At 61.8% G+C, this 21475-nt stretch carries 23 protein-coding genes; 13 read left to right on the forward strand and 10 right to left on the reverse strand.

What is annotated here, in order from left to right; all coding sequences use genetic code 11:
* Window positions 1–206 precede the first annotated feature (206 nt).
* The 3 genes from phoU to ABDX79_RS10785 all read left to right on the forward strand — a co-directional run bounded on the left by phoU (window position 207) and on the right by ABDX79_RS10785 (window position 2729).
* Window positions 207–944, forward strand: a complete 738-nt coding sequence (gene phoU, locus ABDX79_RS10775) for a phosphate signaling complex protein PhoU (RefSeq protein WP_346220285.1) — start codon at window positions 207–209, stop codon at window positions 942–944.
* Window positions 941–1678 (forward strand): phosphate regulon transcriptional regulator PhoB, encoded by a 738-nt coding sequence (gene phoB, locus ABDX79_RS10780; protein WP_346220286.1) that lies wholly within the window; start codon window positions 941–943, stop codon window positions 1676–1678. The genes phoU and phoB overlap by 4 nt, the downstream gene beginning before the upstream one ends.
* A 157-nt stretch (window positions 1679–1835) precedes the next feature.
* Window positions 1836–2729 (forward strand): dihydrodipicolinate synthase family protein, encoded by an 894-nt coding sequence (locus ABDX79_RS10785; protein WP_346220287.1) that lies wholly within the window; start codon window positions 1836–1838, stop codon window positions 2727–2729.
* 4 nt (window positions 2730–2733) lie between these two features.
* Here the strand turns inward: ABDX79_RS10785 and thiD are convergent, their stop codons facing one another.
* On the reverse strand, window positions 2734–3543 hold the full coding sequence (thiD, locus tag ABDX79_RS10790) for a bifunctional hydroxymethylpyrimidine kinase/phosphomethylpyrimidine kinase (protein WP_346220288.1): 810 nt from the start codon (window positions 3541–3543) through the stop codon (window positions 2734–2736).
* A gap of 204 nt (window positions 3544–3747) precedes the next feature.
* Here thiD and ABDX79_RS10795 point away from each other — a divergent pair, with 204 nt between their 5' ends.
* On the forward strand, window positions 3748–5256 hold the full coding sequence (locus ABDX79_RS10795; protein WP_346220289.1) for a sensor domain-containing diguanylate cyclase: 1509 nt from the start codon (window positions 3748–3750) through the stop codon (window positions 5254–5256).
* Window positions 5257–5296: 40 nt separating this feature from the next.
* On the opposite strand, the gene ABDX79_RS10800 is transcribed toward ABDX79_RS10795, so the two are convergent.
* The 7 genes from ABDX79_RS10800 to lptC form a co-directional block, all read right to left on the reverse strand.
* Window positions 5297–5965, reverse strand: a complete 669-nt coding sequence (locus tag ABDX79_RS10800; RefSeq protein WP_346220290.1) for a glutathione S-transferase family protein — start codon at window positions 5963–5965, stop codon at window positions 5297–5299.
* Window positions 5962–6426, reverse strand: coding sequence for a PTS IIA-like nitrogen regulatory protein PtsN (gene ptsN / locus ABDX79_RS10805; protein ID WP_346220291.1), 465 nt, complete (start codon window positions 6424–6426; stop codon window positions 5962–5964). The genes ABDX79_RS10800 and ptsN overlap by 4 nt, the downstream gene beginning before the upstream one ends.
* 56 nt (window positions 6427–6482) lie before the next feature.
* Window positions 6483–7055 carry a ribosome hibernation-promoting factor, HPF/YfiA family gene (hpf, locus tag ABDX79_RS10810; protein WP_346220292.1) on the reverse strand — a complete coding sequence of 191 codons (573 nt, stop codon included), beginning with the start codon at window positions 7053–7055 and terminating at the stop codon, window positions 6483–6485.
* A 336-nt stretch (window positions 7056–7391) separates the two neighbouring features.
* Window positions 7392–8804: an RNA polymerase factor sigma-54 gene (gene rpoN / locus ABDX79_RS10815; protein ID WP_346220293.1), complete on the reverse strand. Its 1413-nt coding sequence runs from the start codon at window positions 8802–8804 to the stop codon at window positions 7392–7394.
* Between the two features lie 144 nt (window positions 8805–8948).
* Complete coding sequence (gene lptB, locus ABDX79_RS10820; protein WP_346220324.1) at window positions 8949–9710, reverse strand: LPS export ABC transporter ATP-binding protein; 762 nt, start codon at window positions 9708–9710, stop codon at window positions 8949–8951.
* Window positions 9711–9790: 80 nt separating this feature from the next.
* Window positions 9791–10393: an LptA/OstA family protein gene (locus ABDX79_RS10825; RefSeq protein ID WP_346220294.1), complete on the reverse strand. Its 603-nt coding sequence runs from the start codon at window positions 10391–10393 to the stop codon at window positions 9791–9793.
* A gap of 2 nt (window positions 10394–10395) precedes the next feature.
* Window positions 10396–11145 (reverse strand): LPS export ABC transporter periplasmic protein LptC, encoded by a 750-nt coding sequence (gene lptC, locus ABDX79_RS10830; RefSeq protein WP_346220295.1) that lies wholly within the window; start codon window positions 11143–11145, stop codon window positions 10396–10398.
* 497 nt (window positions 11146–11642) lie between these two features.
* Here lptC and sppA point away from each other — a divergent pair, with 497 nt between their 5' ends.
* The 3 genes from sppA to ABDX79_RS10845 all read left to right on the forward strand — a co-directional run bounded on the left by sppA (window position 11643) and on the right by ABDX79_RS10845 (window position 13683).
* Window positions 11643–12584 (forward strand): signal peptide peptidase SppA, encoded by a 942-nt coding sequence (gene sppA, locus ABDX79_RS10835; RefSeq protein WP_346220296.1) that lies wholly within the window; start codon window positions 11643–11645, stop codon window positions 12582–12584.
* Between the two features lie 88 nt (window positions 12585–12672).
* A complete protein-coding gene (locus ABDX79_RS10840; RefSeq protein WP_346220297.1) occupies window positions 12673–12954 on the forward strand; it encodes an integration host factor subunit beta in 282 nt (93 codons plus the stop codon).
* Window positions 12955–13272: 318 nt separating this feature from the next.
* Complete coding sequence (locus ABDX79_RS10845; RefSeq protein WP_346220298.1) at window positions 13273–13683, forward strand: lipopolysaccharide assembly protein LapA domain-containing protein; 411 nt, start codon at window positions 13273–13275, stop codon at window positions 13681–13683.
* A gap of 289 nt (window positions 13684–13972) precedes the next feature.
* Here ABDX79_RS10845 and ABDX79_RS10850 read toward each other — a convergent pair whose 3' ends face one another.
* Entirely contained in the window at window positions 13973–14452 is a 480-nt protein-coding gene (locus ABDX79_RS10850) for a CoxG family protein (RefSeq protein ID WP_346220299.1), read from the reverse strand.
* Window positions 14453–14575: 123 nt separating this feature from the next.
* Between ABDX79_RS10850 and ABDX79_RS10855 the strand changes: the two genes are divergently transcribed.
* From ABDX79_RS10855 to olsB, 5 genes are all read left to right on the forward strand, one after another.
* Window positions 14576–15697 carry a class I SAM-dependent methyltransferase gene (locus tag ABDX79_RS10855; RefSeq protein ID WP_463671152.1) on the forward strand — a complete coding sequence of 374 codons (1122 nt, stop codon included), beginning with the start codon at window positions 14576–14578 and terminating at the stop codon, window positions 15695–15697.
* A gap of 2 nt (window positions 15698–15699) precedes the next feature.
* Window positions 15700–16554, forward strand: coding sequence for a TrmH family RNA methyltransferase (locus tag ABDX79_RS10860; protein ID WP_346220301.1), 855 nt, complete (start codon window positions 15700–15702; stop codon window positions 16552–16554).
* Entirely contained in the window at window positions 16554–17060 is a 507-nt protein-coding gene (lspA, locus tag ABDX79_RS10865) for a signal peptidase II (protein ID WP_346220302.1), read from the forward strand. Before ABDX79_RS10860 ends, lspA begins: the two co-directional genes overlap by 1 nt.
* A gap of 67 nt (window positions 17061–17127) precedes the next feature.
* Window positions 17128–18117: an acrylyl-CoA reductase (NADPH) gene (acuI, locus tag ABDX79_RS10870; RefSeq protein WP_346220303.1), complete on the forward strand. Its 990-nt coding sequence runs from the start codon at window positions 17128–17130 to the stop codon at window positions 18115–18117.
* 242 nt (window positions 18118–18359) lie between these two features.
* Window positions 18360–19298, forward strand: coding sequence for a l-ornithine N(alpha)-acyltransferase (gene olsB / locus ABDX79_RS10875; protein WP_346220304.1), 939 nt, complete (start codon window positions 18360–18362; stop codon window positions 19296–19298).
* Between the two features lie 18 nt (window positions 19299–19316).
* Here the strand turns inward: olsB and ABDX79_RS10880 are convergent, their stop codons facing one another.
* The gene (locus ABDX79_RS10880) at window positions 19317–19649 is read right to left on the reverse strand and encodes a hypothetical protein (protein ID WP_346220305.1); all 333 of its coding nucleotides are present in this window, start codon (window positions 19647–19649) and stop codon (window positions 19317–19319) included.
* Between the two features lie 303 nt (window positions 19650–19952).
* On the opposite strand from ABDX79_RS10880, the gene urtA reads away from it, so the two are divergent.
* Complete coding sequence (gene urtA, locus ABDX79_RS10885) at window positions 19953–21326, forward strand: urea ABC transporter substrate-binding protein (protein ID WP_463671153.1); 1374 nt, start codon at window positions 19953–19955, stop codon at window positions 21324–21326.
* Window positions 21327–21475: the final 149 nt, after the last annotated feature.

Consider the following 21475-nt stretch of genomic DNA (forward strand, 5'->3'; position numbering starts at 1 on the left):
CACATCATGCGGCGGAACAAAGGCTAAGGGCGAAGTGCCGATCCCGGCGGATCGCATTCGCTCTCATACCGTATCCGGCCGATCAAGCCGGGGACGGTATCGAAGCCCCAAGCGGCGCGTGAGCGTCTTCAAATCCGTCATCGCGAAGCGATCAAACGGATTTCGTATCATGGGGCCAAACGCCCAATCTTTTGAGGGAGGTCAAGATGGCTTCGCATATCGTAACGTCCTACGAGGACGAGCTGAAATTCATCGTCCGCCGCATATCCGAGATGGGCGGGCAGGCCGAGCGGATGCTCGAACAGGCCGTCTCGGCCCTCGTGCGCGGCGATACCGCGCTCGCCCAGTCGGTCATCGCCGACGACGTGATCCTCGATGCGGCGCAGCGCGAGGTCGACGAGAGGGCGATCATGACCATCGCCAAGCGCCAGCCCATGGCGATCGACCTGCGCGAGATTGTCGGTGCGATCCGCATCTCGAACGATCTCGAACGCATCGGCGACCTCGCCAAGAATATCGCCAAGCGCGTACTCGCCGTTCACCACCACGCCCAGCCGAACCAGCTCGTGCGCGGCATCGAGCATCTGTCGGAGCTTGCGGTGGATCAGCTGAAGGATGTGCTCGACGCCTATGGAGAGCGCGACCACGAACGCGCCATCACGGTGCGTGACAACGACGAAGAGATCGACGCCGTCTATACCTCGATCTTCCGCGAACTCCTGACCTATATGATGGAAGATCCGCGCAACATCACCGCCTGCACCCATCTGCTCTTCAGCGCGAAAAACATCGAGCGCATCGGCGATCACGCAACCAACATTGCCGAGACGATTTTCTACATCAAGACGGGCGAAGAGATGGACGTGAACCGTCCGAAGGGAGACCGGTCGGCGACCGTGACCCAGAAAAGCATCGAGGAAGCTGTGGAAGGTGCAGCGGGATGAGCCTGCGTGTAACCGTCGTCGAAGACGAGGAGGCCCTTGGCGTTCTCCTGCGCTACAACCTCGAGGCCGAAGGCTACGACGTCGAGGTCATCGCGCGCGGCGACGAGGCGGATCTGCGCCTCAAGGAGGAAGCGCCCGACCTTCTGGTCCTCGACTGGATGCTGCCGGGCCTTTCCGGCGTCGAGATCTGCCGTCGGTTGCGCCAGCGCCCCGAGACGGCACAGCTGCCCGTCATCATGCTGACGGCGCGCGGCGAGGAGAGCGAGCGCGTTCAGGGGCTTTCGGTCGGCGCGGACGACTATATCGTCAAGCCCTTTTCCATGCGCGAGTTCACCGCGCGTGTGAAGGCGATGATGCGCCGCGCAAGCCCCGAAAAAGTGGCGAGCGTCCTGTCCGCGGGCGATCTCGAACTCGACCGTACGTCCCACCGGGTGCGCCGTTCGGGCCGCGAGCTGAAGCTTGGGCCGACCGAATTCAAGCTGCTCGAATTCTTCATGCAGTCGCCCGGCCGTGTCTTCACCCGCGAGCAGCTGCTCGACGGGGTCTGGGGCCGAGACATCTATGTCGACGAGCGAACCGTCGACGTTCATGTCGGCCGCTTGCGAAAGGCGATCAACCGGGCGCGTGACCGCGACCCGATCCGGACCGTGCGCGGAGCGGGCTATGCGCTCGACGAGCAGTTTCTCGCCAGCAAAGCCGCGCCATCGCGCGCGAGACTGAAGGAGGCAGGGTAGCGCGCTCGTTCGGCGCGCCCTGTCTCCCCGTTCATCACCAAAGGTCATAGGCCAATCGCCAAACGTCATGCCTGGCGGATTGCCTTGCATGCTATCGCCTGATTGCAGGGCGAGCGTCGGCGCGCGGCTTTCCCCTTGTTCCGATGGAGTTCGCCGAATGACCGTTGCCTCACCGTTTCACGGGCTGTCCGCCTTTCCGATCACACCGGCGGATCGCGAGGGCCGTGTCGATACGGAACTCCTCGGACATCTCGTCGAGCGTATCTGCCGCGCGGGCGCCGACTCCATCGGCCTTCTCGGCAGCACCGGCACCTATGCCTATCTGAGCCGCGCCGAGCGCCGCCGGGCGGTTCGTGCGGCCGCCGAATGTGTGAACGGCCGTCTGCCGCTCATCGTCGGCGTCGGTGCGCTGAGAACCGACGAAGCCCAGGCCCTTGCGCGCGATGCGGAGGAAGCGGGCGCGGATGCCCTGCTGATGGCGCCGGTCTCCTACACGCCGCTGACCGAGGAAGAGGTCTACCAGCACTTTCGCACTGTCGTGGGTTCGACGGCCCTCGACCTCTGCATCTACGACAATCCGAGCACCACCCGTTTTGCCTTCAGCCACGGTCTTCTCGAACGCCTTTCGAAGGTCGATCGGATCGTCGCGGTGAAACGGCCACCACCGTCCGACGGTGATTTCGGCGGCGAGATCGCCAAATTGCGGTCGCGGACGGGATTGGCGATCGGCTACAGCGCGGACTGGACGATGGCGCCGGCCCTTCTTGCCGGCGCCGATGGGTTTTACTCCGTCATCGCGGGCATGATGCCGGATCTGGCCGTGCGCCTTGCGGCAGCGGCACGTTCGGGCCGGGCATCGGAAGCTCAATGGCTCGACGGGGCATTCTCCGGGCTCTGGGAGGCTTTCAAAGCCTATGGCAGTCTGCGCGTCATGTATGCGCTGCTCGATAGTCTCGATCTCGGCAAAGCAGAACTTCCACGTCCGCTGCTTCCCCTCGGTTTTGCCGAACGCAGGCGGATCGAGACCGCGCTCGAAGCGCTGCTCGTGTGATCGGTCAGGCGGTGCCGATCCCCAAGCCGTGAAAATGATGCACAGGCCCCTGGCCTTCGCCGACCGATAGCGTGTCCGCGCCGGCAATGGCTGCCCCGATATAGGCTTTCGCCCGCTGGGCCGCTTCGATCGGGGAAAGCCTGAAGCCGAGCCCTGTCGCGAGAGCCGAGGATAGCGTGCAGCCGGTGCCGTGGGTGTTCCGCGTCTCGGTACGCGGCGCGCTCAGTTCGAGCGCCCCATTCGCGGTGACGAAAAGGTCGGTCGCATCCGTATCGCCGGCCAGATGCCCGCCCTTCATCATCACAGCCTTGCAGCCAAGGGCAAGAAGCGCCTCGCCCTGGGCGCGCATGCTTTCGATGTCGTCCGCAGGCTCCTGGCTGAGAAGATCGCCCGCTTCGGGAAGGTTCGGCGTCAGGATTGCCGCGCGCGGCAGAAGCAGTTCGCGCAGCGCCGCGACCGCCTCTTCGGCGAGCAGCCTGTCGCCGCCTTTCGCAACCATCACCGGATCGAGAACGACCGGCGCATCGATCGTCTTAAGGAGGCCGGCAACGGTGCGCACCGTCTCCGGATCACCGAGCATGCCGATCTTGATGGCATCGATGCGGATATCGTCGCGGATCGCCTCGATCTGCGCCCTGATCATGTCGGGCGGGACGATCGTGAAACCGCGAACACCCTTGGTGTTTTGCGCGGTGAGGGCGGTGATCGCCGCCATCGCGTAGCCGCCATTGGCCGAGATCGCCTTGATATCCGCCTGGATGCCCGCGCCGCCGGAGGGGTCCGAGCCTGCGATAGAGAGAATGTTGGGGATCATCGGAGCCGCTCTTTCGTAACTGAAGTTTTGATTCTCACCAGATCGTGTGCAAATCTGCCGAAAATTCCGTCAGCAACCATCTTAAGTGCAAGTCCCTGATAAGAAGTATGGCAGAAGATGTACGCGGGGTGTGGCGCGATTTTCGATCGCGTCCTTTTCTGTGCTGACTAGGAGGTTGAGCGCCGGGATGCGAGGGGATGATCGATGAGCAAGACTTCGCTTGGAGAAACCGTGTTCGCGGATGACATCGAGTGGGCCCTGAAAGGGGAGGCGAGCGATATCGCCGGTGCGGTCTTCGATCTTGTGCCTGTTCCGCTGTGGCTGCAAGACTTCAGCGGTGTCAAAGATGTCCTCGATCGTTGCCGGCGTGAAGGCGTCGTGTCGCTGAGCGACCACCTGAAAAAACATCCCGAGGTGTCACAGGAAGCAGCTGGCTCGATCCGTCTCGTCGCCGTCAACGGCAAGACACTCGAAGTCTTCGAGGCGGATGACCTTCAGCACCTGCAGGCCAATCTCTCGACCGTTTTCTCGGGCGACATGTTCAAGACGCATATCACCGAGCTGATCCAGCTCTGGGATGGACACGGAGGCTTCGAGAGCCAGGGCGTCAACTATACGTTGAGCGGCCGGCGGCTGGACGTGCAGGTGAAGGGTCGCATCGTACCCGGCTACGATGGCGACTGGAGCCGCGTGCTCGTCTCGACCGAGGACGTGACCGAGCGCGAGGTCGCTCTGCGGCAGCTCGAACGGAGCGAGAGCTTTGCGCGCGGGCTCTTCGAACATTCGCCGATTTCGCTCTGGGTCGAGGACTTCAGCGGCATCAGGGAGCTGATCGACGATGTCCGTCAGCGCGGCGTTGAGGATTTTCGCACCTTTCTCGACGTGCATCCCGAGTTCATCGATCGCTGCCTCAGCGAGATCCACGTGCTGGACGTGAACCGGCACACCATCAAGATGTTCGCTGCCGAGGACAAGAGCGTTCTCCTCTCGCGATTGGCGGACGTCTTTCGCGACGACATGCGTCCGCATTTCAAGGAGCAGCTCATCGAATTGTGGAACGGCGTGCTGTTCCAGTCCCGTGAGGTCGTGAACTATACGCTCGAAGGGGAGACACTTCATCTTCACATGCAGTTCTCTGTGTTTCCGGGCCATGAAGACGACTGGTCTCTCGTCCAGGTGGCGCTGACCGATATCACCGCGCGAAAGAAGGCAGAGACCTATCTCGAATATCTTGGCAAGCATGACATTCTCACCAAGCTGCACAATCGCTCCTTCTTCGACGACGAGCTGAACAGGCTGGAACGCCGCCGCGTAGCGCCCGTCACGGTGATCGTTGCCGACCTGAACGGCCTCAAGAACATCAACGACACTCTTGGTCACGCGGCGGGCGATTCGCTTCTGCGCCGGGCGGGCGAAGTGCTGCGGGAGACGGTGAAGCCTCCGTATCAGGTATCGCGTGTCGGCGGGGACGAGTTCATCATTTTGATGCCGGCGGCCGGAGAGCCGGAGGGCCGCCATCTGATCGCCGAAATCGAGGAACTGGTCGACATCAACAACCAGTTTTATAGCGGATCGACGCTTTCCTTCTCGATGGGGCTCGCGACGGCCCGTGACGGAGAACGGCTGGAAGAAGCGACCCAGCGCGCCGACGACGCGATGTATGAGGCAAAACGCGCGTTCTATTCAGACCCCTCGAAGGAGCGGCGGCGCTGACCGGCGTCGTTTGCTGAACTTCGCTTCGAATTCCGTTTGATCAGGCGTACTCGTAGGGGCCGCCGCGCTTCAGGGCCTGGCGATAGGCGGGGCGCTCGTGGATGCGCGTGAGGAAGTCGCGGAGTTTCGGCCGGTCCTCGTAACCGAAGCGCTTGCCGGCGGCCTCGACGGGGAAGCTCATCATGATATCGGCGACGCTGATGCCCGGGCCAGCGAACCAGCCGCTTGTCCCGATGGCGCTCTCCCAGTGATCGAGATGCCTGCGGATTTCCGGTGCGACGAGGGATTTGTCCACCTGCTCCAGCGCCATCGACAGCATGGATTTGACAAAAAACGGCGCGCGCTTGGGGATCATGTTCAAGACGAGCATGAGGAAGAGCGGTGGCATGGCCGAGCCTTCCGCATAATGTAGGAAGTGCCTGGCCTGCCAGAAATCCGCCGTGTTCTCGGGCGGCATCATGCCGTGATCCGGCTTCAAGGACAGGATATATTCGATAATCGCACCGGTTTCCGCGATCGTCCGGCCCTGATGCGTGATGACCGGCGATTTTCCGAGGGGATGGATCGCGCGCAATTCCTTCGGCGCTCGCATGTCGCTGTCGCGCTGGTAATGTTTGACGTCGTAGTCGAGCCCCAGCTCTTCAAGCAGCCAGAGCACGCGCTGGGAGCGGGAATTGTTGAGGTGATGGACGGTCAGCTTCTCGGTCATGCGGCGTTCTGTGTCGTCGAGCGCATCATGGTCGCGTAGATCGAGCCGGCGTCCTGGAACCCGCGAATGGTGGATACCGTCTCCGGATCGCGCAGCAGGCGCGCGACCTTGGACAGGGCCTTCAAATGATCGGCGCCGGAATTTTCCGGCGCGAGCAGAAGGAAGACGAGATCGACTGGCTCTTCGTCAAGCGCATCGAAATCGACCGGCTTCTGCAGCCGGGCGAAAACGCCCGTGATCTGCGGGAGATCGGAGAGTTTTCCGTGCGGAATGGCGATGCCGTTACCGACACCGGTCGAACCGAGCTTTTCACGATTGAGGATCGTTTCCAGAATCTCTCTCTCTGACCGGCCGATCAGGTCAGCGGCCTTGGCCGCCATTTCCTGCAGGACCTGACGCTTTGACGTCGCCTTCAGACCGGGCAGAATCGCCGCCGGCTCGATGAGCGATTGAAATTCCATGGAAACGACCTCTCGTGTTCTCAGGAGCAAGCTCGTTCAAGAACCTTGCCCGTTCCTCACGCGTCGCGTGCGTAGGTTGAGGGGTCGACCCAGCCCACATTGCCGTCGGTGCGGCGGAAGACAATGTTGATGTCGCCGGAGCTGGCGTTTCTGAAGAGGACGAGCGGGTTGTCCTGCCGGTCGAGCTCCATCACGGCATCTGCCACCGAGCGCGTGCCGACATTGAGGGTCGTCTCGGCGATGATCGCCGGCGCGTAATCTTCGGGGACCTCTTCAGTCTCTTCCGGGATCGCTTCCATGATCTGGTAGGCGAGCGTCTTGTGCCCGCCATTGACGTGATGGTCCTTCAGACGGCGTTTATAGCGGCGCAGGCGTTTTTCGAGTTTTTCGGACGCCTCGACGAAGCTGGATTCCGGATCGTGGGTCTGGCCCTGGGCCTGGAAGACCACGCCGGTATCGAGATGGATCACGCAATCGCAGGAATAGCGGCTTCCGTCTTTGGCGACGACGACCGTCGCGGAAAAATTGCCGTCGAAATATTTGTCGACGGCTTCGTTCAAGCGGTCTTCGATCCGGGTTCGGAACGCCTCGCCGACTTCCATATGCTTGCCCGAAACACGTACAGCCATCACGCTATCCTCTTCGCATGTTCTCTGACACCCGCAAGGCCTCTTTTGAAGGCCCGCGAACCACTGGTGCAAGGACACCCTAGACGCTTTCTTCCGTCCCTGCATCTCTGCAATATAGGGACCTTTCGGAAGGTTGCGCCTTCTATGAATGCCCTTCCCGGATGTCAACGTGTGAGCGGCTCTCTCGGTTCAGGCTGTGACGGCAAAACACCGATCTCCATAGCCGGACTATAGAATGGGCGGGCCGGCCGCTTTATCACCCGGTGATTGGCTCAAGCGGCACCACGGGCTGCCGGCGACCCGGTGAAGCCGTTGATTTCAAAAGACCCGCCAGTCTTACGAGGCCATCCGCCGTGCATTGAGTTCTCGTCGGCGCTGGATCGAGGACGGGATTGACTGGGCCTCACGATATTTCGCGACGGTACGCCGGGCGAGATCGACGCCCTCCTTCTTGAGGATCGCGGCGATGTCGTCATCGGACAGGATCTTGCCGGTGACTTCGGCATCGATCAGCCGCTTGATCCGCAGTTTGACGCTCTCGGCCGAATGCGCGTCGCCACCATCGGCCGCGGCGATGGCCCGTGTGAAGAAGAAGCGCATTTCGAAAACGCCGCGCGGGGTGGCGACGAATTTCATGTTGGTGACGCGGCTGACGGTCGATTCGTGCATGCCGATCGCTTCGGCAACCGAGGCAAGGGTCATCGGCTTCATGCCGCTCACGCCGCTCGAGAGAAAGCCGCCCTGGCGCTTCACGATTTCCTCGGCGACCTTCATGATCGTCTGTGCCCGGCTTTCCAGCGCCCGTTCGAGCCAGCTCGCCGATTGCAGGCATTCGGAGAGGAACGTCTTGTCCTCGTCGGTCGTCGCATGCTTGCGCACGCGCTTCAGATAGGTCCGGTCGGTCAGAACGCGGGGCAGGGTGTCCGGATTGAGCTCCACGACCCAGCCGCCTTCGCCGTCGGCGCTGATCAGGACGTCCGGCTCGACCCCTTCGCCGCCTTTGCCATCGAAGGCGTGACCCGGCTTGGGATCGAGCGACTTGATTTCGGCGAGGATATCGAGAAGGCCGTTATCGTCTTCGCCGGTCAGCCTGCGCAATGCCGCGAAATCGCGGTTCGCCAGGAGTTCGAGATTGTCGATCACCTTCGCGATCACCGGATCGTAGCGGTTCTTACGCTTCAGCTGGATCGCCATGCAGTCCTTGAGATTGCAGGCGAAAAGACCTGCAGGCGAGGCTTCGGCCTGAAGCTTTAGAAGCACTGCCCGGGTTCGGGCCGGATCGAAGCCGTTGGCTTTCGCGAATTCATCCGCATCACAGCGGCAATAGCCGTTCTCGTCGAGTTCGTCGGCAAAGGCTTCGGCGATGGCTCGCGTTTGCAGTCCCCCGGCGATGTCGCGCGCCTCGTTGATGGCGTGGGCGAGGAGCGAGATCTTGTCATCGGCGACATTGGCAAAGCCGGTGTCGGGGCCGTTGAAGGACTGCCCGGAACCGGAGGAGCCGCCGAAGCGCTGCTGAAGGGAGCCATTGAAAGACGCTTCGGACGTCTTCGTGCCTTCGCCCGCTTGGATCGACGTCACATGAGGCTTGGCAGGCGCCATCGCGAGCAGGGGATTGCGCTCGACTTCGGACTCAAGGAACGTCTTCAGCTCGCCGTGGCCGTACTGCAGAAGTCGGATCGACTGCAAAAGCTGCGGCGTCATCACCAGAGACTGGCTCTGCCGGAACTGAAGTTTAGCCGCTAGCGCCATGAGCTTGGTTCGACCCGCAGTCCTCACGCCGCTCTGATATTGGGTAGGGTTCGAGCGCGAAGCGGCATTCGACGCACGATAGGCGTCTAAGAAAGCGCGAGCGAGCGAGCGATGTCAACGTGACTCCGCTCTATTCGCGAACGATCAAAAGCTAAATTGGTCGCCAAGGTAAAAGCGGCGAACATCCGCATTGGCGACGATCTCGTTCGGTTTGCCATGCGTGAGCAGCGCCCCGGCATGCATGATATAGGCCCGATCGATGAGGCCGAGGGTCTCTCGAACGTTGTGATCGGTGATGAGGACACCGATGCCGCGCCGCGTCAGATGGCGCACGAGGGCCTGGATATCGGCGACGGCAATCGGATCGACGCCGGCGAAAGGTTCGTCGAGCAGCATGAAGGTCGGTTTGGAGGCGAGCGCCCGGGCGATCTCGCAACGGCGCCGTTCGCCGCCGGACAGGGATGTCGAGGGCTGCTTGCGCAGGTGGTCGATATGGAACTCCTCGAGCAGAGAGGTCAGTTCCTGTTCGCGCTTCGCCTTGTTGGGCTCGGAGACCTCCAGTACCGCTCGGACATTGTCCTCGACGCTGAGGCCCCGGAAAATCGAGGCTTCCTGCGGCAGATAGCCGATGCCGAGACGCGAGCGCCGGAACATCGGCACCTTCGTCACGTCATGGCCGTCCAGGGTGATCTTGCCGTCGTCCACGGGGACGAGGCCGGTGATCATGTAGAAGCAGGTGGTCTTGCCGGCGCCGTTCGGCCCGAGCAGTCCCACCGCCTCGCCGCGCCTCACCGACAGGCCGACCTGATCGACGACCCGGCGGCCGCGATAGGTCTTGGTCAGGCCCGATGCGGACAGAACGCCGACGCCCGGCGTTTCCGTCATCTGGACCGACGGCTCCCGCATCGTTCCGGGTCGGGTTTCGCCCTCGGACAGACGCGGGTCGGCCGAAGAGCGCGGATGGGCTTCGAAACGCTCGTCCAAGGTCAATTCGAATTTTCGCCAGGGGTCAGCATCATCCGGACGCGGCCGCCGGCACCGGGATTCGATCCGTCGCAATTGCTCGATTCGAGGCGGGCCTTGCCGGTATCCATCTGGATCGTCAGACGGCAGCCTTCGGCGACGTTGTCACCCTGGCTCAGCACCACATCGCCGGTCATGACGACGATATTGCTCGCCATGTCGAAAGAGGCGCGTTCGGCCGTCGCGACCTGATCCTCGGACTTCACATAGACCTTGTTGGAGGCCTCCAGACGCTCGATCGAGCTCGATCCGCCCGGCAATGCGCTGGAGCCGCCGGCCGGGCTACCCTGACCGCCGCCGCTGTTGTTGTAGTGAACGACGAGCTTGCCCGTGCGAAGCTGGGTGGGCCCTTGAGCGACGGACACATTGCCTGTGAAGGTTGCGATCGCCGCGCGGTCATCGACGTCGAGCGTACTCGACTCGATCGAGATCGGCTGATCGCCATCGAGCTGAAGTCCGGTGAAATTGGTGCCGAGACCGCCTTCCTGAGCCGTCGCGGGGAGGGTGAATACGACGGCAGCGCCCGCGATGAACGATGCAGACATGGCGGCGATCAAGGCGCGCATGATTATTGGTCTCCGGTCTTGAGTGGCTCTGCTTCGGCCATTCGCGGTGTGTCGATCTCGGTTTCAAGTGCAGTCGTACTGCCTGAAGCTGGATTGAGCTTCATCGAAACGCCGCCCGTGAAGCGGATCATGTCGCCGTTATCGCTCAAGGACATCCCATTTGCGCGAATTTCCTGATCGGCTGTCTGAATGTACACGGGTTCGTCGGTCGTCAAGGTGCCGGCCGTCAGGTCGATGCCTGCAGACTGCATCTCGACGGCGAGCCCGTCATCCGTCTCGATGTTCAGGCCACCGGTGAGCTTGAGAAGCTGTTCGTTCGGGTCGTAATGGCCGGCGGATGCACGGATGACGGCATTGGTCTTGTCGCTGACCGCTACCTTCGCGTCGATGCCCTCGAGATCGATCGCGCCCCCGGTAATGGCTTGCATGGCTCTCTGCGCGACGAGCTCGAAGGGTCTGTCGTTGGAATCGACGCCGGACATGCGCGGATCGTCCATTACGACGCGGCCGTCCCTGATCGATGCGCCGCTGATGCGCACATCGTCCGGGATCGCACGCGCGATCACCGTGACGCCGATCCCGCCGAGAACGATGAGACCGCCGATCAGCGGCAGGACGACCTTCAGCATGCGGGTTCGCTTGCGCGACCGGGCCGCGCGCTCGTATTCACGCGTCTTCGCCGCGCTCAACTCGCCCGTCGGGAAGGTGGGCGAGACGGCTGCGGTCTCGCTTTCGCTGTGGCTATCCGTCAAATCAGATATCCCCTCGCATATCTCAAAGCTCTTCGGCGCATGACGATAAGCGCCTAGCGGCGCGGTATCCTCAAACTTTACGGGATTTGTGAGGCGGACCCCGACAATAGTCGCCCTTCGAAAGCTTTGCGAGCCTTTTGGATGCATTCTTGAATTGTGATGAACGGAATGGGGCGACCAACCGACGCGGCGGGAGGCCTTCCTTCCACACGGGAACAACTGGCGCTTTTATTTCAGTGCCTTGTAACAAGCTTCATTTCGACAGTCCCTGACCTATCGGAAGGGCCTGCACGCCACGGGATGCCAAAGACATCACGCCGGCAATCGTCTGTTTTTGAACGCGCCCCGCCTTGCAGCAATTCCGGGCCGTTGCGGAACGTCTCCCGGCGGGCTCATGAAAATCCGGTTCAAATGCCGCTTTACAAGAGCGTGCAGGTGGATGCAGGACAGATCGAACCCTTCCGACGGAACGGCGCATAAGCGAGGAGCGCTCCAGAGTGTCCGATACAGACAGCCTCATCGATCGGCGTTCGCTCAGGCGCAAGGTGACCTTCTGGCGGGTTGCCGCTGTTGTGACGGTCATCGTCGCCATCGCGATCGGGGTGCTCGCCAATCTCGACACCCGATCTTCCGGCGAACAGATCGCACGGATTTCAATCGAGGGCGTGATCACCGAAGACCAGAAGATGCTCGAGCTTCTGGATCGATTGAGAACGGAAGACACCGTTCGCGCCGTCGTCATTCGGATCGACTCGCCGGGCGGAACGACGGTTGGCGGCGAATCGCTTTACGAAGCGGTGCGCAAGATCGCAGAGGTCAAGCCGGTCGCGGCAGAGGTGGGCACGCTTGCCGCCTCGGCGGGCTACATGGTAGCCGCCGCGACGGACCATATCGTCGCGCGAAGAACCTCGATCGTCGGCTCGATCGGCGTCCTGTTCCAATACGTGAATGCGTCCCAACTTTTGGACAATATCGGCGTGAAGGTTGATGCGGTAAAGTCGTCTCCCATCAAGGCCGAACCATCGCCATTCGGTCCGCCGCCGCCGGAAGCGCTGGCAATGATCGACGCCCTGATCATGGATACCTACGACTGGTTCCGTGAGATCGTTGGAGAGCGCCGGGGACTGTCGCCTGCCGAACTCGATGCCGTGGACGACGCATCGGTTTTCTCGGGGCGCCAAGGGGTGCAACGTAAGCTTGTCGATGCGATAGGCGGTGAAGACATGGTGCGCCAATGGCTTGAAGAGGAAAGAGAAATTCCCGCCGGGCTGAAGTTCGTGGACCGTCAACCGGAAGACGAGAGCACGCCGTTTTCTTTTCTCTCGGCGAGTATTTCCGCTTTGGGAACTACAGTTGGCCTTACGGATAAGTCGATTCCGGCCGCTCTTCGCGCTTTAGAGCTTGACGGGTTGGTCTCCCTCTGGCAGCCTTCAAATTAATGTGAACCTCCTGTTTCGGGTTTAATAGGTCGTTTGCGGATCGCGCCGTCGCGACGCGCGAACTGAGCGAACGAAAGGACTTAACATCGTGATCAAGTCGGAATTGGTTCAGGTCATTGCGAACCGGAATCCTCATCTCTATCAGCGGGATGTGGAGCTGATCGTGAATGCGATCTTTGACGAGATCACTGAGGCGCTCTGCGAGTCCAATCGCGTCGAGCTTCGTGGTTTCGGGGCGTTTTCAGTAAAGAATCGCCCACCGCGCACCGGCCGTAATCCCCGCACGGGCGAAGCCGTCGAAGTCTCCGAAAAGTGGGTGCCGTTCTTTAAGCCGGGCAAGGAACTGCGTGAGCGCCTGAACGCCGATTAGGTCCTCCGGCCCGTGGGCCGTCAACGTGTTGTCGTATCGGCCCCCGACGGCCCCCCAATTATCCATCCCATGATCGTTCGATTGCCTGACGGAACCGGCCCGGCATCAGCCCCAGGGCCTTTTCGTTCCTTGCCGCCCGTATAACTCTCTTTGAGGGTGTTCCGGGTTTTCGATGGGGTCGGCGGCAGGTTTCATAAGCGATGCGATTGACAGACCGGCTCGGGGCGGCATTTCCTAAGCCATGAGCGCAGGTGACTCGTTTGTTGTCCCTGCGGCCACGAATTGAATGCCCGTCAAGGGGTGTGGAGAGTCTAAGAAATGATAGCCCGGGTCCTGACCGTCATCGTCCTGCTTGTCATCGCCATTCCGGTGGTGACGTTCCTGGTCATCAATCGCGGCCCGGTCGATCTCACGCTCGATCCGTTCGGCACCATGCCGCAATTCACTTACGCGATTCCCCTCTCGCTGATCATCATCTGCTCGGCGCTCGCTGGCGTGATCCTCGGCTGTATCTTCACCTGGATCTCCGAAGGCCACTACCGTCGTGATTCCTGGCGCCGGAAATTCGAGATGGAGAAGATGGAGCGCGAGAAGCAGGAGCAGGCCGAGGCCCTGAAGCGTCTGCGGCAGGAGCGCGTGGAGCGGGCAGACAGCGAGAGTGAACCCGCCCATCATCCGTCGATTGCCGGTGCGCCGACCGCGTCCTCGCGAATGATCCAGGCCAACTGATCACCGCTCAAGCGTTTCCATGAGCTTGCGAGCGCTGGACTGCCTGAGGGTATCGTCGCTCGCACCGAGCCACCATGGACACGAGCGATGAGCGTTCATGCAAAAAAGCCCGGCAATCCATCGATTGCCGGGCTTTTTTCTTCGTTGGCTTTATGCCGGTAGGCCTTTGAAAGCACCGATTTCGAAGGCTCGTCGGCAGCCCGAGCAGCTCATGAGCCCTGCGCCGGACGAGAATGGGCCAAGCGGCAATTCACGGGGCGGACGGTCTTACGAGCCAAACGGCTTGAACTCAGGCGCTGACGGTCTCGCCTTCCACCGTCGCATCCTCGCCGGCGATCTTCTTGGCGAAGCAGTCGAAGAATTCCGACGACAGCTTCTTCGCCGTGGAATCGATGAGGCGACCGCCGAGCTGGGCCATCTTGCCGCCAACCTGGGCGTCGACCTCATAGGTCAGGATCGTCTCTTCGGGGCCGGCTTCCTGCAGATGAACGTCCGCGCGGCCCTTGGCGAAGCCGGCGATGCCGCCCTTGCCTTCGCCGACGATCGAATAGCTTTCCGGTGGGTTGATGTTTTCGAGCCGGACATCGCCTTTGAACGACACCTTCATCGGTCCGATCTTGACCTTGACCACCGCGTTCATCGTGTTGTCTTCGTTCATCTCCAGGCTCTCGCAACCCGGAATACACTGGCGCAGCGTCTCCGGATCGTTGAGTTCCTTCCACACCGTCTCGCGGCTGGCCGGTAAGCGGTATTCGCCCTTGAGTTCCATGAGTTCCTCCCAGTCAAGAATTCGATGCGACGGCACGACTTGTCGCACTTAGGCCTAGTTTCCTCTCTTTGACCGCTTTGCCAAGGGTAAAACCAACGTTTATGCAGCGCATTGAACCAAAGAATGACATCGGCCCCCGATAGAAAAGGTGGTGAGCGCGTGGCGCGTGGACGCGGAAAAGCAGATGCCAAACAAGGCCGTGCGAACGACCGACCGCCGCGCCGCGATGGTTCGGCGCGCGCGCGGAGCGAGGGGGAGAAGCCGAAGGCGCGCGCCCAGCCCAAACCCGAAACAGGGGCAGGGTCCGCGCCGCGCGAGCGGATCGATGTCCCGGCGCCGGTCGGCGAGCGTCCCGCTCTTAAGGCTCCCGTCATCCTCACGGTCGCACCGAACGAGGACTATGCCCTGATCGATTCCGGTGCGGGCGAAAAGCTGGAACGCTACGGCCCGCTCACCATTCGGCGGCCGGAAAATCAGGCGATCTGGCCACGGCGCGTTTCGAGCGCCGATTGGGACCGCGCCGATGCGATCTTCACCGGCGACACGGATGAGGAGGGCACCGGGCGCTGGCGCTTCACGGGCGAGGCGCTTGGCGAGACCTGGCCGCTCGCCTATGACGGGCTGGCGTTTCATGGCCGTTTCACGAGCTTTCGCCATACCGGCGTCTTTCCCGAACAGGCAGCCCACTGGGCCTTCGTCGACGAGACGGTCCGCGCGTCCAGGCGTCCGGTCAGGCTCCTCAATCTGTTCGGCTATACGGGGCTCGCCTCGCTGGTCGCGGCACGGGCAGGGGCCGAGGTGACCCATGTGGACGCCTCCAAGAAGGCGATCGGCTGGGCGCGCGAGAACCAGGCGCTGGCGGAGTTGGACGATGCGCCGATCCGCTGGATCTGCGAGGATGCGGTGCGCTATTGCGAACGAGAGGTGAAACGGGGCAATCGCTATGATGGGATCTTGCTCGATCCGCCGAAATTCGGGCGCGGGCCGAAGGGCGAGGTCTGGCAGATTCTCGAAGACCTGCCCTATCTTCTTGGTCTCGTGCGCATGCTCCTGTCCGACAAGGCCCTGTTCGCGATCCTGACGGCCTATTCGATCCGCTCGTCTTTCTACTCGATCGCCGAGCTCGCCCGCGAGGAGTTTCGCGGTATGGGGGGCCGGATCGAAGCCGGTGAACTTCTCATCGCCGAAGAGGGTGCGGATGCGCGCCTTCTTTCGACCTCTCTCTTTGCACGCTGGACAGCCTGACGATGAACACCGGACATGACGCGCCACGGCGCAGTATCTCCTCTCCCGGCCGGGTGAAGGAGATTTCGAGCACCGCCAATCCGATCGTCAAGGATATCCGCGCGCTCGTTCAGAAGAAGCACCGGGACGAGACCGGTCTGTTTCTCGCAGAAGGCCTGAAGCTCGTGATCGACGCGCTCGATGCGGGCTGGGAGATCGAGACCCTCGTGGTGGCGCGCGCCGCGCAGGACAGCGCGCTTCTGCAGAAGACGGCCTCCCGCACGGTGGCCCTCGGTGCCGACCTGATCGAGGCCAATCACAAGGTGCTGGAGGCGATCACCCGGCGCGACAATCCGCAGAACGCCGTTGGGGTCTTCAAGAAGAAGACGGTCCCGATCGAGAGCCTCGCGCCGAAGCCCAACGAGGTTCTCGTCGCCCTCGACCGCGTACGCGATCCCGGCAATCTCGGCACCGTGCTGCGGACGGCGGACGCAGTCGGCGCAAAGGGCGTCGTTCTCGTCGGCGAAACCGTCGATCCGTTTTCCCTGGAAGCGGTCCGCGCCACCATGGGCTCGATCTTCGCGGTGCCGGTGTCACGGGTGAGCGAAGCCGCCTTCATCGACTGGCGCGCGGGCTGCAAGGCACCCCTGATCGGAACCCACATGAGCGGGGCGACCGATTATCGGGCGCCGGATTACGGCTCGAAGGGCAGCGTTCTCGTGATGGGAAATGAGCAGGCCGGTCTCACCGATGCCCTTGCGAAGGCCTGCGATACCCTCGTGCGCATTCCGCAGGTTGGACGGGCCGACAGCCTCAATCTCGCCGTCGCCACGGGTGTCATGCTGTTCGAGGCAAGGCGCGGAAGTCTGGAGTTGTAATGCGCTCGCGTAATCTCTTTTGGGTCAATGTGTCCCTCGTGGTCCTTGCCGTGGTTCTCGATCAGGCGGTGAAGGCGATCGTCGTCGCCACGATGCCGCTCGGCTACGAAATCCCGATCCTGCCGTTCCTGTCGCTGCTCCATGCCCGCAATACCGGGATCGCATTCTCGATGTTCGCCGGCACCGGCCCGCTGGGCCTTGCCCTTCTGGCCGGGGTGGTCCTCGTCGGTGTTCTCTATCTCTGGATCAAGACACCGGCCGATCGGAAGCTGACCCACTTCGCCCTGGCCATGGTCGTGGGCGGCGCGATCGGCAACCTCATCGATCGGCTGTTTCTCGGCTATGTCGTCGATTATGTATTCTTCCACACACCGCTCTTCGAATTCGCCGTGTTCAATCTCGCGGACAGCTTCATCAGTGTCGGCGCGATCGTGATCGTCCTCGACGAACTCGTGCTGGCACCCCTCAAGGAGCGCCGGATGAAGCGCGAGCGCGCATCTGATTGACTTCCGCGAGGGATGCCCTTCCTCCACCATGACGACGGAAACGGTTTCATAAAAAGGGAGGCAAGTCATGGCCGATACGTTTCGGGCAGTGCTGATCAGCCGCGACGAGGACAAGAACCAGTCGGTCGAGATGACCGAACTCGGCTTCGACGACCTGATGGAAGGCGATGTCGATATCCGGGTCGAAGCCTCCACGATCAATTACAAGGACGGCCTCGCAATCACCGGCAAGTCGCCGATCGTGCGCCGGTGGCCGATGATCCCCGGTATCGATCTCGCGGGCGAGGTCATCGAATCCCGGAATGCGGACTGGAAGCCGGGCGACAAGGTCGTTCTCAACGGCTGGGGCCTTTCCGAGACCCATTTCGGCGGTTATTCCGAGCGCGCCCGGGTGAAGGGCGAATGGCTGGTCAGGCTGCCCGAGGCCTTCTCGGTGAAGGATGCCATGGCGATCGGAACGGCTGGCTACACGGCCATGCTTTCGGTTCTGGCCCTCGAGGATTCCGGTGTGAAGCCCGAAGATGGACCGGTCATCGTGTCCGGTGCCACAGGCGGGGTCGGGTCGGTCGCCATTTCCGTCCTTTCCAAGCTTGGCTGGGACGTGATCGCCGTCACGGGGCGGTCGTCTGAGTCCCAGTATCTGAAAGAACTCGGAGCCTCCGAGATCATGGATCGCTCCGAGCTTTCGGAAAAAGGCAAGCCGCTCGAAAAGGAACGGTGGGCGGCCGGCGTCGACTGCGTGGGTTCGCACACCCTCGTCAACATGCTGGCCGGCACGAAGCGCGGCGGCAGCGTCACGGCCTGTGGTCTTGCCCAGGGGTTCGATCTGCCGGCGACCGTGATGCCGTTCATCCTCAGGGGCATCTCGCTGCACGGCATCGATTCGGTGATGGCTCCGAAGGCACGCCGCGAAGAGGCCTGGCAGCGCCTGGCGAGCGATCTCGACAAGGCCAAGCTGAAGGAAATCTCGTCCGAAGTGTCGTTCGATGAGGTCATCGACACCGCCAAATCGCTGATCGACGGCAAGGTGCGCGGCCGCGTGATCGTCAATATCTGATCGGTTTCCCTGAAGTTTCGGATCTTTGTTGCGGCGCCTCCTACGAAGAAGGTGCCGCCACAGTGTTGCTGCGCCATTGAAATCCGGGCCTGACATTGCCACTGTGCATCGACACTCGGGAACGCGTGGGAGTGTTGTTCGTTTTTCTTGACGACGAAGCTTTCACGAGTGCCCGTCACGGGAATGTCGCCGAAACAGGCTAAGCGGGCCGCGTTTGTATCTTTGGGTTGGAATTGATCAAGATGTCTGCAATCGCTGAGACCGCGCGGACCACGCCGCTGACAAGAAGCGGCAGCGAGCCCTCCACCTTTCCCGGCGCCGGCTTTTTCACGCGCGGAATGCCTGCAAAGATCAAGCATCTGGCGACCCGCTTCGATCAGGAGACGCCGGTGCTCGGCTGTATCGGTTCGCTGGAGGTCCGCCTCGCACGTTCGCCGGCGGAAGTGAAGGCTGCCCAACAGCTACGCTATCATGTGTTCTACGAGGAGATGAGCGCGAAGCCCTCGCGGGTCCAGCAGTTGACCCGGCGCGACAAGGACGGCTTCGACCGTTACTGCGACCACCTCCTCGTTATCGATCGCGATCGCACCGGGCCCATCAGCGAGCGCATCGTCGGTACTTATCGCCTGATGCGCGAGAGCGGCGCTCGGCTCGCAGGCGGCTTCTACACGGCAAGCGAATTCGACATCGCGCCGATGCTCGCCCGTCATTCCGGGCGCAAGTTTCTTGAGCTTGGCCGATCCTGCGTTCTCAAGAACTATCGCGGCAAGCGCACCGTCGAGCTGTTGTGGCAGGGCATCTGGGCCTATGTCATCGCCCACGATATCGACGTTCTGTTCGGCTGCGCCTCCATCGAAGGCACCGATCCGGAAAAAATCGCCAATTCGCTCTCCTTCCTTCGCGAGGCAGCTCCCGCGCCGGCTGAATGGCACGTGCGTGCGCTTCAGCATCGCGGAACCTTCGCGAGCGAGGAAGTTGTCGCTGTCGATCCAAAACGGGCTCTTGCCGGGCTTCCGCCCCTGTTGAAGGGCTATCTTCGGCTCGGCGGCTGTATCGGCGAGGGAGCGGTCGTCGACGAACAGTTTGGCACGACCGATGTGCTGATTGTCCTGCCGCGCGAGCGCATCAATCCGCGCTACGTCAACTATTACGGCACGGATGCAGGCCGTTTCGCGGCCTGACCAAAATCCTTATCGGGTTCAGATCGATTCGGGGTTATTCGCCATAAAAGCAGCGATAGGCGACATAGGCATCACGAATGCCGCGCGATCGATACTGGCTTTGCCACCGATTGGCATCGCCGCGCGATCCTGGGCCGATCGCAACGACCCAAAGCCCTTTGCCGCATTCGGGCTGTCCGACGAGTCGAGCCCCCAGGCAGAGCCGCCGATCCGGCTCGCACGGTTGTCGGCGGCGCTGAAACTCGAAAACGCGCCCGCGAAGGCGAAGTAGCCGCAGCTGTCCGCCGCTTGGGAAGAGGTGGCGAAGAACGCGGTACTGACCAGAGCTGCAGCGACGATCCAGTGTTTCATTCCTGCCCCTTTATCTGACACCGTCCCCGCGCAAAAAGAATGCCTCTGTGACCGGCCTATGACAAGCCGCAAGGTACGCTTGGCTCTCGCAAGGGATGCAATTGGCCTTCGCGCATTTGAATAATTTTTCATGTCGACGCCTAAATATTAGACATCGTCTTATGATGCCAATCTGTGGATCATGTGCCTGAAAGTTTGGCAATAGCGTTGCACTGCAGCGCGAAACGCGCTGTGGCACGCCGCTTGCTTTCAGTCCTGCAACCCCGCCGCGACGAGCGGGAGGTCAAGCAGGAGAGAGCACACATGAATTCACCGAAGAATTGGCTGAAGCGTCTGGGAGCGGCTGCTCTCCTCGGCTCCGCCATGGTCACCGGCGCCTTTGCGCAGGATTCGGCTGCCGACGCGCCGAGCGGCGAGCCGATCAAGGTCGGCGTCCTGCATTCCCTTTCGGGAACGATGGCGATCTCGGAGACGACGTTGAAAGACGTCATGCTGATGCTGATCGAGGATCAGAATGCCAAGGGCGGCCTGCTCGGCCGGCCGCTCGAAGCCGTGGTCGTCGACCCGGCCTCCGATTGGCCGCTGTTTGCCGAGCAGATGCGCCAGCTGGTCTCCCAGGACGGCGCCGATGTCGTCTTCTGCTGCTGGACCTCCGTGTCGCGAAAGTCGATCCTGCCGGTTGCCGAAGAGCTGAACACCGTCGTCTTCTATCCGGTGCAGTTCGAGGGTGAGGAATCCTCGCGCAACATCTTCTACACGGGCGCAGCGCCGAACACCCAGGCGATCCCCGCTGTCGACTATCTGATGGAGGAAGGTGTCGAGCGCTGGGTGCTGGAAGGCACCGATTACGTTTATCCGCGCACGACCAACAAGATCCTCGAGCAGTATCTCAAGGACAAGGGCGTCGCCGAGGAAGACATCCTCGTGAACTATACCCCCTTCGGCTTCTCCGACTGGCAGACGGAAGTCTCGCGCATCAACGAATTCGGCTCAGCCGGCAAGAAGGCCGCCGTCGTCTCCACCGTCAACGGCGATGCCAATGTGCCGTTCTACAAGGAGCTCGCCAATCAGGGCATCGAAGCGACCGATATCCCTGTCGTCGCCTTCTCGGTGGGTGAGGAAGAGCTCGCCGGCATCGACACCGCACCGCTGGTCGGCCATCTTGCCGCCTGGAACTACTTCATGAGCGTCGATACGCCGGAAAACGAAGAGTTCATCGCCAAGTGGCACGATTTCATCGGTAACGAGGACCGCGTCACCAACGATCCGATGGAAGCCCATTACATCGGCTTCAACATGTGGGTGAAGGCTGTCGAAGCTGCCGGCACCACCGACGCCGACGCCGTGATCGCAGCCCTTCCGGGCATCGAGCAGGCGAACCTTTCCGGCGGCACCTCGGTGATGGGCAAGAATCACTACATCTCCAAGCCCGTCCTGATCGGCGAGATCAACGACGAGGGCCAGTTCGACATCGTCTCGGAAACCGATGGCGTGGTCGAGGGCGATGCCTGGTCCGACTTCCTGCCGGATTCCAAGATGCTGATTGCCGATTGGACCGATCCGATCAATTGCGGCAACTACAACACCGAGACCAAGAGCTGCGGTGGCGCAGGCGCAGAAGAGGCAGCTTCCTCGGAAGACGCAGCGACTGAAACCGAAGGCACGTCGGCAAACTGATCTTTTGCGATCACCATCATAAAGCGCGTCGTCTTTCCTCCCGAGACTGACGCGTATCCGGGCGGCCATCCGGGCACCTTATGGGTGGCCGCCCACTTCGATGAATTCAACCACTTGGCTCGTTGCTTCATGATCACCTCGATCCGCCG

The sequence above is a fragment of the Fulvimarina fulva genome (genome assembly GCF_039652615.1).
Lineage (GTDB): Bacteria > Pseudomonadota > Alphaproteobacteria > Rhizobiales > Rhizobiaceae > Fulvimarina.